Genomic DNA, 15,797 nt, shown 5'->3' on the forward strand with positions numbered 1-15,797 from the left:
GCGCCCGCGCGTGGCGTTTCGGCGGTCGCGCCGGGATGGGCGCGAAGCGCCCCCTTGGGCTCAAGGCTGGACGAACTGCATCTGCGTGCCGGCCAGCTCCAGCAGGTCGCCGTTGTGCAGGTCGATCCCGTCGGTGCCCAGCGGTTTGCCATTGACCGTGGGCTTGACTGTGCCTTCCACCATGGCCACCACGTAGCCATGCGGGCGGCGGGTGATGGCGGCCACCGCCACGCCGGGCTTGCCGATGGTGGTGACGACCTTGGTCAGCGCCACCTCGCGACCAGCGGCCGAGCCGCTGACCACCTTGATGGCCGCCGGGCCCAGGGCCGCGCCGGCAGGTTCCGCGCCAGACACCACCGTGCCGGCATTGATCACCGTGGTCTTCTCCTGGGACTCGGCGCCGTCGTTGACGAACTTGATCTTGTACTTGCCGATCTCGACCGTGTCGCCGCCCTGCAACTGCTGCTTCTTGATCGCCTTGCCGTTGACGTAGGTGCCGTTGGTGCTGTTGAGGTCCTCCAGGAAGACGTCGGCGCCCGACATTTGCAGCACGGCGTGCTCGCCGCTGACGGCCAGGTTGTCGATGACGATGTCGTTGTAAGGACGGCGACCCAGGGTGGTCCGGTCCTTGGTGAGCTGGACCTCCTTGATGACGACGCCGTCAATGGAAACGATCATTTTCGGCATGGCCGACTCCTCTGGGATTCCTGTAGGACTTGGTGTGGGATCAGAGCGGATTATTGACCCAGCATGCGCGACAGCAGGCCGCGGCGGGTGGGTCGGGCGCGAGCAAACGCCAGTATCACAGAAATATTGTCGCGCCCGCCCGCGCCATTGGCGGCCTCCACCAGGGCCGTTGCCTTTTCCTCCAATGTGCCGGCGGTGACCAGCAGCGCGGCAATGCGTTCGTCGCTGAGCATGTCGTTCAGGCCGTCGGAGCAGAAGAGGTAGAGGTCGCCGTCCTCAACGCGGTATTCGTTGACTTCGAGCAGCACGGTGTCTTCCACACCAAGCGCACGCGTGACCAGGTTGCGGTGCGTGGCGAACTGCGCCTGCTCCATCGAGATCAGGCCGGCGTCGATCTGCTCCTGCAGCAGGGAATGGTCGCGCGTCATCTGCACGAACTCGCCGCGGCGCAGGCGGTAGCAGCGGGAGTCGCCGACGTGGCCGATCATCACGCGGCCGTCGAGGAACACGCCCATCACCAGGGTGGTGCCCATGCCGGCGTACTGCGCGTTGGCGTTGGCGGCGTTGAAGATGGAGCGGTTGGCGTTGTCGATGCAGATTTCCATCGCCCGCTTGAGCTCGCGCGCGCTGGACTCGAAGCCGCCGTCGGCGATCCACCGGCCGAGTTCAGTCTTGATGAAGGTGGTGGCCATCGCGCTGGCCACCTCGCCCGCGTTGTAGCCGCCCATGCCATCGGCGAGGATGGCCAGGCGGTTGTCGGGGTCGAGCGCCACCGAGTCCTCGTTGTTGTCCCTGACGAGTCCTGGATCGGTCAGGGCGTGAAACTCGAAATTCATGAAGGTGGCGTTATACCGATAGGGGAATCGAGGCGCGCTCGTCGGCGGACGACCGCTGGGGCTGGGGGCGCCGAAGGCAGGGCCGGCCGACGCGGCCCGAAAGGTGTTGCATTTTGTTGCAGCCACCCTCGCGGCGACAAGCTGTATCGGTGACAAGCGTCACGTTGCGCGCAACAGGCAAAAAAAAAGGCAACGCGCGCGTTGCCTTTTGCACACCCATACCCGGCGATCAGATCAGGGCCTTGAGCAGCTTGGCCATCTCGGACGGGTTGCGCGTGACCTTGAAGCCGCACTCTTCCATGATGGCCAGCTTGGCATCGGCCGTGTCGGCGCCGCCGCTGATCAGCGCGCCCGCGTGGCCCATGCGCTTGCCGGGGGGCGCGGTGACACCGGCGATGAAGCCGACCACGGGCTTCTTCATGTTCGCCTTGCACCACAGCGCGGCTTCGGCCTCATCGGGACCACCGATCTCGCCGATCATGATCACGGCGTCGGTGTCCGGGTCGTCGTTGAAGGCCTTCATCACGTCGATGTGCTTCAGGCCGTTGATGGGGTCGCCACCGATGCCCACGGCACTGGACTGGCCCAGGCCGATTTCGGTGAGCTGCGCCACGGCTTCATAGGTCAGCGTGCCCGAGCGGGACACGACGCCGATGCGGCCCTTGCGGTGGATGTGGCCGGGCATGATGCCGATCTTGATCTCGTCGGGCGTGATCAGGCCCGGGCAGTTGGGGCCCAGCAGCAGGGTCTTCTTGCCGCCGGCAGCCTCCTTGGCCTTCATCTTGTTGCGCACTTCCAGCATGTCGCGCACGGGGATGCCTTCGGTGATGCAGATCGCCAGGTCCAGGTCGGCCTCGACGGCTTCCCAGATGGCGGCCGCCGCGCCCGCGGGTGGCACGTAGATCACCGAGACGGTGGCGCCGGTCTGCTTCGCGGCTTCCTTCACCGAGGCGTAGATCGGGATGTTGAAGATCGACTCGCCGGCCTTCTTGGGGTTCACGCCCGCGACGAAGCAGTTCTTGCCGTTCGCGTATTCCTGGCACTTCTCGGTGTGGAACTGACCCGTCTTGCCCGTGATGCCTTGGGTGATGACCTTGGTGTCTTTGTTGATGTAGATCGACATGGTTGTTCCTCGGCTCAGGCTTTGACGGCGGCGACGACCTTCTGGGCCGCTTCGGCCATGGAGTCGGCGCTGATGATGGGCAGGCCCGATTCGGCCAGCATCTTCTTGCCCAGTTCTTCGTTGGTGCCCTTCATGCGCACCACCAGCGGCACCTTCAGGTCCACCGCCTTGCTCGCGGTGATGACACCGGTGGCGATGGTGTCGCACTTCATGATGCCGCCGAAGATGTTGACCAGGATGGCCTTGACCTTGGGGTTCTTGAGCATGATCTTGAAGGCCTCGGTCACCTTCTCGGGTGTGGCGCCGCCGCCCACGTCGAGGAAGTTGGCCGGCTCGGCGCCGAACAGCTTGATGGTGTCCATGGTGGCCATGGCCAGGCCGGCGCCGTTGACCAGGCAGCCGATGTTGCCGTCCAGGCTGATGTAGGCCAGGTCGAACTTGGAGGCCTCGATCTCGGCCGGGTCTTCCTCGTCCAGGTCGCGCAGCGCCACGATTTCGGGGTGGCGGAACAGGGCGTTCGAGTCAAAGTTGAACTTGGCGTCCAGGGCGATGATGTTGCCCTTGCCGTCGCGGTTGAGCGGGTTGATCTCGACCAGCGAGGCGTCCGTCTCCATGTAGCACTTGTAGAGCTTCTTGCAGACGTCGGTGAACTGCGCCTCGGAGTCGGCCGGCAGGTTGATGCCCTTGGCGAGCTCCTTGGCCTGCGCGTCGGTCAGGCCGATCAGCGGGTCGACGAAGACCTTGATGATCTTCTCGGGCGTGGCGTGCGCCACTTCCTCGATGTCCATGCCGCCCTCGCTGGAGGCGATGAAGGCCACCTTCTGCGTGCCACGGTCGGTGACGACGGAGAGGTAGTACTCCTTCTGGATGTCGGCACCGTCTTCGATGTACAGGCGGCGCACCTTCTGGCCCTCGGGGCCGGTCTGGTGGGTCTTGAGCTGCATGCCCAGGATCTGGCCGGCCAGCTCTTTCACCTGGTCGATGGTCTTGGCGACCTTCACGCCACCGCCCTTGCCGCGTCCCCCCGCGTGGATCTGCGCCTTGACGACCCACACGGGCCCGCCGAGCTTCTGCGCGGCTTCCACCGCCTCTTGCACCGTGAACGCGGGAATGCCGCGCGGCACGGGCACACCAAATTGGCGCAGGATTTCCTTGCCTTGGTATTCGTGAATCTTCATGAGGTCTCTCTCAGGGATGGATCGTGTGTCCGGCGCGGCAGCAGCGGCCGGTAGACGGGCTCTCGGACGGAGCAACCAGGGAATGTATCATGGTGCATCGCACCAATCCGGGTCGCGGCGGTGCCCGCCCAGGGCATTCGTCGGCCCGTCCCGCCACAGGAACCGCGCATGGCCCACCAGATTTTCATCGACGGCGAAGCCGGCACCACCGGCCTGCAGATCCGCGAGCGGCTCGTGCAGGAGCCGGGCGTGCAGCTGCTCAGCATCGCGCCCGAACGCCGCAAGGACCCCGAAGCCAAGCGCGAACTCATGGCGCAAGCCGACCTGGTGGTGCTGTGCCTGCACGACGACGCGGCGCGCGAATCGGTCGCGATGGTCGACGCCTTGCCCGGCCACAAACCGCGCATCATCGACGCCTCCACTGCGCACCGCACCGCGGCGGGCTGGGTCTACGGCTTTCCCGAACTCACCGCCACGCAGGCGCAGGCCGTGCAGCGGGCCGACCGCGTGGCCAACCCCGGCTGCTATGCCACCGGCGCCATCGCGCTGATCCGCCCCCTGGTCGATGCCGGCCTGATTCCCCCGGATTTCCCGCTGTCGCTGCCCTCGGTCAGCGGCTATTCGGGCGGCGGCCGCTCCATGATCGAGGCCTACGAGGCCGGCACCGCGCCGCTGTTCGAGGCCTATGCGCTGGGCCTGTCGCACAAGCACCTGCCCGAGATCATGGCGCTCACGGGCCTGCGCCGCCGCCCCATCTTCATCCCGGCCGTGGGCAACTTCCGCCAGGGCATGCTGGTGCAACTGCCGCTGCACCTGGACGCGCTGCCGGGCCAGCCCAAGGCCGCCGACCTGCACGAGGCACTGCGCAAGCACTACGCCGCGAGCGCGGCCGCCGGCGGCTTCGTGAAGGTGTTGCCGCCCACGGACGACGGCAAACTCGACGCCACCGCGCTCAACGACACCAACCTGATCGAGCTGCGCGTGTTCGCCAACGAAGCGCACCGCCACGCGGTACTGATCGCGCGCCTGGACAACCTGGGCAAGGGCGCCAGCGGCGCGGCGGTGCAGAACCTCAAGCTGATGCTCGGGCTGTGAGCGAAAGCCGGCTCAGAACCGGCTGAAGGCCGCCTCCGGGCTCAGCGCCAGCACGCCCGCGAAGCAGCGCTGCCAGGCCTGGTCGCGCTCCTGCGTGCCGCGCACGATGTTCTCCGCATAGGCCGCCAGCTTGCTTCGCTCGAGCGCGGCGACGAGCGGCACCGGGGTGTCCTCGCAGGCCCACCGCGGCTCCCCTTCCTTGGTTTGGCACACGCGGCGATTGCCCTGCGTTTCGCACACCTCCGTGGTGGCCGTCGCCACCCGGCGGCACTGCCGGTGTACGAGGTAACCGCGATCGAGCGCGGCCTGCGTCTGCGCGTGCAGCCGGTGCCATTCGGCCAGGCGCATGTCCTGCGCGCGGATGGCCGTGTCGCGTTCGCAGACGAGCTGCGCGCGCTGCTCGGGCGAATAGCGCCGGAAGTCGTCAATGGTGGTGCAGGCCAGCAGGCCGCACAGTCCCGGCAGGACAAGGCCGCGGCGCAGGGCGCGAAGGGGAGGCGGTTTCATGGGACAGGGCGGTGAACAAACCGCCTGTGTGGCAGGACGCCCGGCCATCTATCCCAGCCGAATGACCACTACCCTCAGGGCATGTCGTCGCACCCCGCGTCGCCGATGATGCGCCGCGCCACCCCGGCGTCGAAGCCGCGCGCCACCAGAAAGCGCGCCTGGCGCGCCCAGTCGGCCGCGTCGGCCGGGGCGCGGCCGAATTTCTTGCGCCAGACCTCGCGCGCGCGCTCCAGCTCGCTGCCGCGCAGGCCGTCCACGGCCTGGGCCACCGCCTCGGCCGGCAGGCCCTTAGCCTGCAGTTCCTGCCGCACGCGCGAGGCCCCCAAGCGGGCGGCGCGGCGGTGGATCACCGACTCGATGACCCGCTGCTCGTCGATGAATCCCCTGGCCTGCAGCTCGTCGAGCGCCTGCGCCAGTTCACCGGGCGTTTCCTCGTGCGAGGCCAGCTTGCGCTGCAGCTCCGCGCGCGAGTGCTCGCGCTGCGCCAGCAGGCGCAGCGCGCGGCCCTTGAGGGAGGGCTTGTCGAAGCCCACGGCGCTCAGGCGTCGGCCGCCTCGGCGTCGGCGGCGTCGGCCTTGGCCTTGGATTTGCGGGCCTTGGCGGGCGCGACCTCTTCCTCGCCCGAAGCGCCATCCAGCGGCAGCAGCGGCACACCCAGGGCTTCGCGCACCTTGTTCTCGATCTCGACGCGCAACTCGACGTTTTCCTTGAGGAACTCGCGCGCGTTGTCGCGGCCCTGGCCGATCTTCTCGCCGTTGTAGGCGTACCAGGCACCGGACTTCTCGACCACGCGGTGCACCACGCCCAGGTCGAGGATCTCGCCCTCGCGGCTGATGCCCTCGCCGAACAGGATGTCGAACTCGGCGGTCTTGAATGGCGGCGAGACCTTGTTCTTCACCACTTTGACCTTGGTCTCGTTGCCGATGGCCTCGTCGCCCTTTTTGATGGTGCCGGTGCGGCGGATGTCCAGGCGCACCGAGGCGTAGAACTTGAGCGCGTTGCCGCCGGTGGTGGTCTCGGGGCTGCCGAACATCACGCCGATCTTCATGCGGATCTGGTTGATGAAGATGACCGTGCAGTTGGTCTTCTTGATGGTCGCCGTGAGCTTGCGCAGGGCCTGGCTCATGAGCCGCGCCTGCAGGCCGGGCAGCTGGTCGCCCATCTCGCCCTCGATCTCGGCCTTGGGCGTGAGCGCGGCCACCGAGTCGATGACGACCAGGTCCACCGCACCGGAACGCACCAGCGAGTCGACGATCTCCAGCGCCTGTTCGCCGGTGTCGGGCTGGCTGATCAGCAGCTCGGGCAGGTTCACGCCGAGTTTTTGCGCGTACTGCACGTCCAGGGCGTGCTCGGCGTCGACGAAGGCGCAGGTGCCGTTCAGGCGCTGCATCTCGGCGATGACCTGCAGCGTGAGCGTGGTCTTGCCGGACGATTCCGGGCCGTAGATTTCGATCACGCGGCCGCGCGGCAGGCCGCCGACGCCCAGGGCGATGTCCAGGCCCAGCGAGCCGGTGGAGACCACCTGGATGTCCTCGATCTGCTCACCCTCGCCAAGCTTCATGATCGTGCCCTTGCCGAACTGCTTTTCGATCTGGGCCAGCGCGGCCTGCAGGGCCTTGGCCTTTTCGCTGTTGAGGGCGGCGTTTTTCACGGGTGCATCCATCGGTGGCTCCTGAGCGGTGAGTGGGTGTTGACTTAGGCTGACTGTGATCGCATCCAGTACTGGATGCATGGCCAGCAGTTTAGCCGCGTATTTCTCGCCGACAAGCCAATCTTTGGTCAGTTTGCCTGACAATCAGCGCCATGGTTTCCTTGCCCGACGACCGCTGGCGCGGCGGCCACCTGGGCCGCCTGCTGGGCGAGGCCCTGCGCCGCTTCGACGCCCGCGTGCTGCACCTGATGGCGCACGACGCCGAGGTGCCGCTGGCCCTGTCCAACCTGGCGGCGCGCCAGCAGGTCGGCGCGGCGCACGTGCACATCACGCGGCACCTGTCGCTGCGCGGCTCGCGGCTCACCGAGCTGGCGCAGGCGGCCGGCATGAGCAAGCAGGCCATGGGCGACCTGGTCGCGCAGTGCGAGGCCTGGGGCCTGGTGCGGCGCGAAAGCGATCCGAGGGACGCGCGCGCGCGCCGCATCGTCTTCACGCCCGACGGCCTGCTCTGGCTGGACGCCTTTCGCCGCGCCGTCGCCCAGGCCGAGGCCGAGTTCGCCGCCCAGGTGGGCCAGGAGGTGGCCACGGTGGTGGCGATCGGCCTGGAAGCCTATGCGCAGGCCTGAAGCGCCGCTCGGGGCGCGGCGCCGTCCCTACAATGCCCGACGACCTGAGGAGACAAGCCATGCGCATCCTGATCGCGGAGGATGACCACGTCCTGGCCGACGGCCTGCTGCGCAGCCTGCGCGCGGCCGGCGCGGCGGTCGATCACGTGGCCAGCGGCACCGAGGCCGATGCGGCCCTGATGACCAATAACGAGTTCGACCTGCTCATCCTCGACCTGGGCCTGCCGCGGCTGCACGGCCTCGAAGTGCTCAAGCGGCTGCGCTCGCGCGGCTCGGCCATGCCGGTGTTGATCCTCACCGCGGCCGACAGCGTGGAAGAGCGCGTCAAGGGCCTGGATTTCGGCGCCGACGACTACATGGCCAAGCCCTTCTCGCTGCAGGAGCTGGAGGCGCGCGTGCGCGCCCTCACCCGCCGCGGCATGGGCGGCAGCACCAACTTCATCCGCCACGGCCCGCTGGAGTACGACCAGGCCGGCCGCGTGGCCACCATCGACGGCAAGCCGATCGAGCTGTCGGCGCGCGAGCTGGGCCTGCTGGAGGTGCTGCTGCAGCGCGCGGGCCGCCTGGTCAGCAAAGACCAACTGGTCGAGCGCCTGTGCGAATGGGGCGAAGAAGTCAGCACCAACGCGATCGAGGTCTACATCCACCGCCTGCGCAAGAAGATCGAGAAGGGCCCGATCCGCATCGCCACCGTGCGTGGCCTCGGCTACTGCCTGGAGAAGGTGTGAGCCAGCCCGCGCCGGACGACGGCACGGCGCGCCAGACCACCCCCATCTCCTTCGGCCTGTTCCAGCGCGAGCAGCGCAGCCTGTTCGGCGAGATCCTGGACTGGATGCTCACGCCGCTGCTGCTGCTGTGGCCGCTGTCGCTCGCGCTCACCTGGGTGGTGGCGCAGGGCATCGCCAACAAGCCCTTCGACCGCGCGCTCGAATACAACCTGCAGGCGCTGGCGCAGCTGGTGGTGGTGGAGAACGGCGCGCTGCGCTTCGCGCTCGACCCGCAAACGCGCGACCTGCTGCGCGCCGATGACTCCGACCTGGTGTACTTCCAGCTCGTCGACGGGCATGGCCAGTTCGTCAGCGGCGAGGTCGAGCTGCCCGCACCGCCCCCCGACGAGGCGCCCGAGGCCGGGCGCGTGCGCCAGCGCGACGACGTGCTGCGCGGCGATGCGGTGCGCGTGGCCTATACCTGGCTCGCGCGGCCCGACCCGCGGCAGCCGGTGCTGCTGCAGGTCGCCGAAACCACGGGCCGGCGCTCCACGCTGGCCAACGAGATCATCAAGGGCGTGATGGTCCCGCAGTTCGTCATCCTGCCGCTGGCGGTGCTGCTGGTCTGGCTGGCGCTGGTGCGCGGCATCCGCCCGCTGTCGGACCTGGAGCAGCGCATCCGCGCGCGCCGCCCGGACGACCTGAGCCCGATCGAGGAGGCCGACATCCCGCAGGAGGTGGCCCCCCTGGTGTCCTCGATCAACGACCTGCTGGCGCGACTGAAGGCCTCGCTGACCACGCAGCGCCGCTTCCTGGCCGACGCCGCGCACCAGCTCAAGACGCCGCTGGCTGGCCTGCGCATGCAGGCCGAGTTGGCGCAGCGCGAGTCCGACCCGGCCGGCCTGCGCGGCTCGCTGCAGCAGATCGCGCGCGCCAGCGCCCGCGCCACGCACACCGTGAACCAGCTGCTGGCGCTGGCACGCGCCGAGACCACCGGCCGCACCCTGCCGAGCGCGCGCGTCGATCTGGCGCGGCTGGTCGCCACCGTGGTGCGCGACACCGTGCCGCGCGCTCTGGAGCTGGGTGTGGACCTGGGTGTGGAAGGCGACCACGAGGTGCCCGAGGAGTTGCAGCTCACCGGCAACCCCACCCTGCTGCAGGAAATGGTGCGCAACCTCGTGGACAACGCCATGGCCTACAGCGGGCCCAAGGGCGTGGTGACGGCGCGCGTGCTGGTGGACCGCTTCAGCGGCGTGCAGCTGGTGCAGGTGGAGGACAACGGCCCGGGCATCCCGGTGAGCGAACGGGCGCTGGTGATGCAGCCCTTCTACCGCGCGCTGGGCACCGACGTGGACGGCTCGGGCCTGGGCCTGGCCATCGTGCAGGAGATCGCCCAACAGCACGGCGCCACCGTGCACATGGAAGACGCGCACCCGGAGCGGGGCCGCCCGGGGCTGCGTGTGTCGGTGCGCTTCGTGGCGAAGCAGGCGAGCGAGTGAAGCCCGCCGCCCGCCGCCGCTTCAGCCTTTGTAGACGTTGAGCTCCAGGCGCTCGCGCTCCATGGCGCGCGCCACCGCCGGCAGCGCCGCGAAGCGCTGCACCAGCGCCCAGGTGGCGGGCAGGCTGTTGGGGTCGATGCCGGCGAAGCCGCCCCAGCGCAGCAGGGTGAGCGCGTAGGCGTCGAGCGCGCCGGGCTTGTCGCCGCCGAGCCAGGGGCTGGCCTTCTGGGCCAGCGCCTCGAGCTCGCCGAGCAGGCCGCGGTAGACCTCGACCGCGTGCGCCTTCACGGCCTTCTGCGCGGCCTCGTCGGCGGTGAACTTCTGCGGCATGAACACGTGCGTGAAGGTGGGGTGCACGGTGTTGTTCATCCAGGCCAGGGTCTGCAGCGCGCGCGTGCGCGCCACGCCCGAGGCGGGCAGCAGGCCGGCCTCGGGGAACCGGGCGTCCAGGTAGAGCACGATCGCCGGGATCTGGGTGATGACCTCGTCGCCGTCCACCAGCACCGGCACCTGGCCGCGCGGGTTGATGGCCAGGTACTCGGGCGCGCGCTGCTCGCCCTTGTGCAGCTTGACCGGCGACGGCTCGAAGCTGGCGCCAGCGAGCTCGAGCGAGCTGTGCGGAACGAAGGAACACGCGCCGGACGCGTAATAGAGCTTGAGGCCCATGGGATCGGTCTCCTGGAAGTGTTGAAGAAATTCAGCTCAGGTGATCGCCGACCAGGCCGGCGATCTCGAACATGGTGACGGCGTCCTTGCCGAAGACCGGGCGCAGCTTGGCGTCGGCCTTGATGCGGCGCTTGTCCGCCGGGTCCTGCAGGCCATTGGCCTTGATGTAGTCCCACAGCTTCTTGACCACCTCGGGCCGCGACACCGGCCCTTCGCCGATGACGGCGGCCAGCGCCGCGCTGGGCTGCTTGCCGGTGGCGGCGGTGGCCTTGCGCGGGGCCTTCTTCTCGGCCGGCGCCTTCTTGGCGGCGGGCGCCTTCTTCGCGGCGGCCTTCTTCGCCGGCGCGGTGGCCTTGGCGGCCGGGCGCGCGCCCGCCTTGCGCGGCGGGTACTTGCTGTCGCGCGGCTCGAATTCGAAGTTCACCTTGCCGGCCTCGGCGTCCCAGGCCAGGAAGGCCTTGAACGAGCGGCGCGTGCGCATGGAGACGAACTTGTCGAGCAGGTCGGTCTTGCCGGTGGCCAGCAGCTTGCTCATCTGCTCGCGCGCCACCGGCTGCTGCAGGATGACCTTGCCGCTCTTGAAATCGCAGCTCGGCGTGGGCTGCTGCGCCGTGGGCACGGCGCGCTCGCACACGTAGTTGGCGCCGTGCTCGTGCACCGCGCCGCCGCACTTGGGGCAGGCGCCCAGCGATTCGCTGCCGGAGAAGTCGACCAGTTCACCGGTCTCCTCGTCCTTGCGGTCGTCGCCGAAGTCGAATTCGAGCTTCCAGTTGCGGTCTTCCTCGCTGTGCTTGAGCACGAGCTCGGCCACGAACGGCCAGCCCGCCTTGGAGCGAAAGCCCTCGAGCGGGCCGATGCGCTTGTCGCGCAGGAAGGCGTCGGCCTCGGTGGTTTCGAAGGTGCGCCCGGCGGGCGACTTGGTGAACGAGAAGCCGCAGCCCTCGCCGGTGCCGTCGGCGCCGGTGCAGGCGAAGCGGCGGTAGTTCTCCTTCACCACGCCGCCGCAGTTGGGGCAGGGCGTGGACAGCGTGGCGTAGTCGCCCGGCACGGTGTCGCGGTCGTACTCCTTGGCCTTCTTCACCAGGCGCTCGGTCATGGACGCGATCTCGGCCATGAAGGCGTCGCGCGACAGCTTGCCGTGCTCCATCTGCGCGAGCTTGTATTCCCATTCGCCGGTGAGCTCGGGCTTGGACAGCTCCTCCACCTCCAGGCCGCGCAGCAGCGTCATGAGCTGGAAGGCCTTGGCGGTGGGGATGAGTTCGCGGCCCTCGCGCAGCATGTACTTCTCGGCCAGCAGGCCTTCGATGATGGCCGCGCGCGTGGCCGGCGTGCCCAGGCCCTTTTCGTGCATGGCCTCGCGCAACTCCTCGTCGTCGATGAGCTTGCCGGCGCCTTCCATGGCGGCCAGCAGCGTGGCTTCGCTGTAGCGCGCGGGCGGACGGGTCTGCAGGCCCTTGTGCTCCACCGACTCGGTGCGCACGGTCTCGCCTTCGCGCACCGGCACCAGGTTCTGGCCCTTCTCACCGGGCTTGGCGCCTTCCACCTCGTCGGCGGCTTCCTTGCCGTAGACCGCCATCCAGCCCGGGTTGACCAGCACCTTGCCTTCGGTCTTGAAGTGGTGGTTGAGCACGCTGCTGATGCGCGTGGTCACGGTGAACTCCGCGCTGGGGAAGAACACCGCGATGAAGCGGCGCACCACCAGGTCGTAGAGCTTCTGCTCGGCCTCGGACAGGCCACTGGGTGCCTGCAGCGTGGGGATGATGGCAAAGTGGTCCGAGACCTTGCTGTTGTCGAAGATGCGCTTGCTCGGGCGGATGTAGCCCTTGCTCAGCGCCGTCTTGGCGTGCGGTGCCAGGTGGCCCATGCCGCTGCCGGCCAGCATCTCGAAGGTGTCCTTGACCGTGCCCAGGTAGTCCTCGGGCAGGGCGCGCGAATCGGTTCGCGGGTAGGTCAGGGCCTTGTGGCGTTCGTACAGGCTTTGCGCGAGCTGCAGCGTGGTCTTGGCCGAGAAGCCGAAGCGGCCGTTGGCCTCGCGCTGCAGGCTGGTCAGGTCGTAGAGCTGGCCGCAGGCCTGGGTGGTGGGCTTGCTCTCTTCCTTCACGCTGGCGGCCTTGCCGCGCACCGCGTCCACGATGGCCTGCGCCTCCTGCAGGCTCCAGACGCGGTCGGCGCGCAGATCGGCGTCGGCGTCCTCGCCCGTGGGCTTCTTGAAGTCGGGGTTGAACCACTTGCCGGGGTACTCGCCGGCCTCGGCCAGGAAGCTGGCGTGGACCTCCCAGTAGTCGCGCGGGCGGTGCGCGCGGATCTTTTCCTCGCGCTCCACGACGATGGACAAGGTAGGCGTCTGCACCCGGCCCACCGTGGTGAGGAAGAAGCCGCCATCGCGCGAGTTGAAGGCGGTCATGGCGCGCGTGCCGTTGATGCCCACCAGCCAGTCGGCCTCGGAGCGGCTGCGCGCCGCGTCGGCCAGGCCGCGCATCTGCGCGTCGCTGCGCAGCTTGTCGAAGCCCTCGCGGATCGCGGCCGGTGTCATGGACTGCAGCCACAGCCGGCGCACCGGCTTGCCCAGGCCCTGGTACTGGCCACCCTTCTGGCCGCCAGCGTACTGCTCGATCAGGCGGAAGATCAGCTCGCCCTCGCGGCCCGCGTCGCAGGCGTTGATGAGATCGCCGACGTCCTTGCGCCGCGCCAGCTTGACCACCGCGTTGAGTCGCGACTTCGCCTTGTCGATCGGCTTGAGCTCGAAGTACGGCGGCAGCACCGGCAGGTGGGCGAAGCTCCACTTGCCGCGCTTGACGTCGAACTGCTCGGGCGCGGCGATCTCCACCAGGTGGCCCACGGCGGAGGTCACGACATAGCGCTCGTTTTCGAAGTGCTCGTCGTGCTTGTCGAACTTGCCCGCCACCGGCGTGAGCGCGCGCACGATGTCCTGCGCCACGGACGGCTTCTCGGCAATGACCAGTGTTTTGGCAGAACCTTCGGTTTTCATCTCTACAATCCGCTCCCACGCGCGCTCGCGCATGCACACACGTGCGCGCGCTTGTCGTGCGCGCACCCACGCGCGCACTCGCATGAAACAACCTTACCAAAGAAATCCGACGTGACGAAAACCCCGCGCTCGCCCTCGGCACGCACCCCATCCCCGGCCAAGTCCAGCGACGCGCGCCGCATCCAGACGCGCCGCTCCGGGGTGCACGGCAAGGGCGTCTTCGCGCTGGTGGACATCGCGCCGGGCGAAACGCTGATCGAGTACACGGGCGAAGTCATCACCTGGGCGGAAGCGCTGGACCGCCACCCGCACGACCCGAGCGACCCCAACCACACCTTCTACTTCCACATCGACGAAGAACACGTGATCGATGCGAAGTACGGCGGCAACTCGGCGCGCTGGATCAACCACAGCTGCAAGCCCAACTGCGAGGCCGACATCGAGGATGGCCGCGTGTTCATCCGCAGCCTGCGCGCCATCGAGGCCGGCGAGGAGCTGTTCTACGACTACGGCCTCGTCATCGACGAGCCGCTCACGCCCAAGCTCAAGGCCCAGTACCCCTGCTGGTGCGGCGCCAAGAAGTGCCGCGGCACGCTGCTGGCGCCCAAGCGCGGCGGGCGCGCCACCAAGCTGGGGTAAGGCCATGAGCGCCTCGCTCGCGGGCGGTGCCGAGGCCATCTGGCAGGCGGTGGTGCCCGACCTGCCCGGCTTCACGGTCGAGGTGCTGGAAGAGGTCGATTCCACCAACACCGAGCTCATGCGCCGCGCGCGCACCGCACCGCTGGACCCGGTGCTGCTGGTGGCCGAGCGCCAGACCGCCGGGCGCGGTCGGCTGGGACGCGGCTGGCACAGCCGACCCGGCCAGTCGCTCACGTTTTCGCTCGGCCTGTCGCTGGCGCCGCGCAGCTGGTCGGGTCTGTCGCTCGCGGTGGGCCTGGTGCTGGCCGAGCAACTGCACCCGGACGTGCGCATCAAGTGGCCGAACGACCTCTGGCTCATGGGCCGCAAGCTCGGCGGCATCCTGGTCGAAACGGCGGGCCACGCCGATGACCGCGAAGGGCCACGCTCGGTGGTGATCGGCGCGGGCATCAACGTCGCGCGGCCGGCCGAATCGGCGCTCGCTGGCGCACCCGCCAGCCCCATGGGGGGCGTGCCGCCGGCCGGGCTGGCCGAGGTGGAAGTGGGCGTGACCCCCGCCGAGCTGCTGCCCCGGCTGGTGCCACCGCTGGTGCGCGAGGTGCTGAGCTTCGCCAGCGAAGGTTTTGCACCGTTCGCCGCGCGCTACGCGGCGCGCGACGCGCTGAAAGACCGCGAGCTGCGCCTGAGCGATGGCAGCATCGGCAGCGCCTGCGGCGTGGCCGAGGACGGCGCGCTGCTGGTGCGCGTGAACGGCCAGTTGCGCCGCGTGGACAGTGCGGAAGTGAGCGTGCGCCCATGTTGAGGTGGACGATCGCCGTGCTGCTGGCGGCCAACGGCCTGTATTTCGCCTGGACGCAGGGTCACCTCGCGGCCATCGGCTTCCCACCGACCAGCGAGCCGCGCGAACCGCAGCGCCTGACGCAGCAGATCGCGCCCGAGCACGTGCGCCTGCTCAATGGGCCGCGCGGCGCCGAGCCGCCCACCACGCCGGCCCCGGCGCCCGCGCCCGAATCCGCCATCCCGGCCCACCCTGCCGTGGCCGCGGCGCCAGCGTCCGTGGAGGCGCCGCCCCTCACGGCCCCGGCGGCGCCCACGGCCACGCCGACCGCTGCCGCGCCGGCCGCGGCCAATGAGCCGCGCGCCTGCTGGCAAGCCAGCGGATTCAGCCCCGAGCAGGCCGAGCTGCTGCGCGCCGAGCTGCGCCTGCTCGGCCTGGGCGGCAGCGACTGGCAACTCACCGAAACACGCAGCCCCGGGCGCTGGATCGTCTACATGGGGCGCTACGACAGCGCCGAACAGGCCAGCCGCAAGAAGGCCGAGCTGCGCGCCATGGGTGTGGAATTCCGCGACGTCAACACCAGCGGTCTGGCGCCCGGCATCGCGCTGGGCACGTTTTCCAGCGAGGAAGCGGCGCGAGAAGGCCTGCAGCTGGCCGAGCGGCGCAATGTGCGCACGGCCCGCGTGGTGCAGGAGCGCGCCGAGGGCCTGAGTTATTCGCTGCGCCTGCCGGCCATCGGCGAGACCACGCGCGCGCGCATCGAGGCCCTGGGCCCGGCCATGGCGGGCCGCAGCCTGCAGCGCTGCAACTGACGCG

General features: G+C 69.1%; 16 protein-coding genes. 7 read left to right on the forward strand and 9 right to left on the reverse strand.

What is annotated here, in order from left to right; translation table 11 throughout:
• Positions 1 to 60 precede the first annotated feature (60 nt).
• The 4 genes from JNX00_RS21995 to sucC all read right to left on the reverse strand — a co-directional run bounded on the left by JNX00_RS21995 (position 61) and on the right by sucC (position 3,824).
• Positions 61 to 687, reverse strand: a complete 627-nt coding sequence (locus JNX00_RS21995) for an FHA domain-containing protein (RefSeq protein WP_070399747.1) — start codon at positions 685 to 687, stop codon at positions 61 to 63.
• A 50-nt stretch (positions 688 to 737) separates the two neighbouring features.
• Entirely contained in the window at positions 738 to 1,523 is a 786-nt protein-coding gene (locus JNX00_RS22000) for a Stp1/IreP family PP2C-type Ser/Thr phosphatase (protein WP_070399746.1), read from the reverse strand.
• 229 nt (positions 1,524 to 1,752) lie between these two features.
• Positions 1,753 to 2,646 carry a succinate--CoA ligase subunit alpha gene (gene sucD, locus JNX00_RS22005; protein WP_070399745.1) on the reverse strand — a complete coding sequence of 298 codons (894 nt, stop codon included), beginning with the start codon at positions 2,644 to 2,646 and terminating at the stop codon, positions 1,753 to 1,755.
• A 14-nt stretch (positions 2,647 to 2,660) separates the two neighbouring features.
• The gene (sucC, locus tag JNX00_RS22010) at positions 2,661 to 3,824 is read right to left on the reverse strand and encodes an ADP-forming succinate--CoA ligase subunit beta (RefSeq protein WP_070399744.1); all 1,164 of its coding nucleotides are present in this window, start codon (positions 3,822 to 3,824) and stop codon (positions 2,661 to 2,663) included.
• A 168-nt stretch (positions 3,825 to 3,992) separates the two neighbouring features.
• Between sucC and argC the strand changes: the two genes are divergently transcribed.
• Complete coding sequence (gene argC / locus JNX00_RS22015) at positions 3,993 to 4,919, forward strand: N-acetyl-gamma-glutamyl-phosphate reductase (protein WP_204743701.1); 927 nt, start codon at positions 3,993 to 3,995, stop codon at positions 4,917 to 4,919.
• A gap of 12 nt (positions 4,920 to 4,931) precedes the next feature.
• On the opposite strand, the gene JNX00_RS22020 is transcribed toward argC, so the two are convergent.
• The 3 genes from JNX00_RS22020 to recA all read right to left on the reverse strand — a co-directional run bounded on the left by JNX00_RS22020 (position 4,932) and on the right by recA (position 7,089).
• A complete protein-coding gene (locus JNX00_RS22020) occupies positions 4,932 to 5,426 on the reverse strand; it encodes a hypothetical protein (RefSeq protein WP_204743702.1) in 495 nt (164 codons plus the stop codon).
• Between the two features lie 74 nt (positions 5,427 to 5,500).
• Positions 5,501 to 5,959 (reverse strand): recombination regulator RecX, encoded by a 459-nt coding sequence (gene recX / locus JNX00_RS22025; RefSeq protein ID WP_204743703.1) that lies wholly within the window; start codon positions 5,957 to 5,959, stop codon positions 5,501 to 5,503.
• A 5-nt stretch (positions 5,960 to 5,964) separates the two neighbouring features.
• On the reverse strand, positions 5,965 to 7,089 hold the full coding sequence (gene recA, locus JNX00_RS22030) for a recombinase RecA (protein ID WP_070399740.1): 1,125 nt from the start codon (positions 7,087 to 7,089) through the stop codon (positions 5,965 to 5,967).
• Between the two features lie 140 nt (positions 7,090 to 7,229).
• On the opposite strand from recA, the gene JNX00_RS22035 reads away from it, so the two are divergent.
• From JNX00_RS22035 to JNX00_RS22045, 3 genes are read left to right on the forward strand one after another with little or no spacing between them, the layout of a single operon-like run.
• Positions 7,230 to 7,703 carry a MarR family transcriptional regulator gene (locus JNX00_RS22035; protein ID WP_083293229.1) on the forward strand — a complete coding sequence of 158 codons (474 nt, stop codon included), beginning with the start codon at positions 7,230 to 7,232 and terminating at the stop codon, positions 7,701 to 7,703.
• A 59-nt stretch (positions 7,704 to 7,762) separates the two neighbouring features.
• Positions 7,763 to 8,431, forward strand: a complete 669-nt coding sequence (locus JNX00_RS22040) for a response regulator transcription factor (RefSeq protein ID WP_070399738.1) — start codon at positions 7,763 to 7,765, stop codon at positions 8,429 to 8,431.
• Positions 8,428 to 9,909 (forward strand): sensor histidine kinase, encoded by a 1,482-nt coding sequence (locus JNX00_RS22045; RefSeq protein WP_083293228.1) that lies wholly within the window; start codon positions 8,428 to 8,430, stop codon positions 9,907 to 9,909. Before JNX00_RS22040 ends, JNX00_RS22045 begins: the two co-directional genes overlap by 4 nt.
• Positions 9,910 to 9,930: 21 nt before the next feature.
• Here JNX00_RS22045 and JNX00_RS22050 read toward each other — a convergent pair whose 3' ends face one another.
• Both JNX00_RS22050 and JNX00_RS22055 read right to left on the reverse strand, forming a co-directional pair.
• Positions 9,931 to 10,575 (reverse strand): glutathione S-transferase family protein, encoded by a 645-nt coding sequence (locus tag JNX00_RS22050; protein WP_070399737.1) that lies wholly within the window; start codon positions 10,573 to 10,575, stop codon positions 9,931 to 9,933.
• Between the two features lie 31 nt (positions 10,576 to 10,606).
• Positions 10,607 to 13,564: a DNA topoisomerase III gene (locus JNX00_RS22055; protein WP_204743704.1), complete on the reverse strand. Its 2,958-nt coding sequence runs from the start codon at positions 13,562 to 13,564 to the stop codon at positions 10,607 to 10,609.
• Positions 13,565 to 13,744: 180 nt separating this feature from the next.
• Between JNX00_RS22055 and JNX00_RS22060 the strand changes: the two genes are divergently transcribed.
• The 3 genes from JNX00_RS22060 to JNX00_RS22070 are packed head-to-tail and all read left to right on the forward strand — an operon-like array spanning position 13,745 to position 15,793.
• Positions 13,745 to 14,203, forward strand: a complete 459-nt coding sequence (locus tag JNX00_RS22060) for an SET domain-containing protein-lysine N-methyltransferase (protein WP_139147075.1) — start codon at positions 13,745 to 13,747, stop codon at positions 14,201 to 14,203.
• A 4-nt stretch (positions 14,204 to 14,207) separates the two neighbouring features.
• Positions 14,208 to 15,005: a biotin--[acetyl-CoA-carboxylase] ligase gene (locus JNX00_RS22065; RefSeq protein WP_204743705.1), complete on the forward strand. Its 798-nt coding sequence runs from the start codon at positions 14,208 to 14,210 to the stop codon at positions 15,003 to 15,005.
• On the forward strand, positions 14,999 to 15,793 hold the full coding sequence (locus tag JNX00_RS22070) for an SPOR domain-containing protein (protein WP_204743706.1): 795 nt from the start codon (positions 14,999 to 15,001) through the stop codon (positions 15,791 to 15,793). The genes JNX00_RS22065 and JNX00_RS22070 overlap by 7 nt, the downstream gene beginning before the upstream one ends.
• Positions 15,794 to 15,797: the final 4 nt, after the last annotated feature.

Source organism: Hydrogenophaga sp. YM1, assembly GCF_016903055.1.
GTDB classification, from domain to species: Bacteria; Pseudomonadota; Gammaproteobacteria; order Burkholderiales; family Burkholderiaceae_C; genus Hydrogenophaga; species Hydrogenophaga borbori.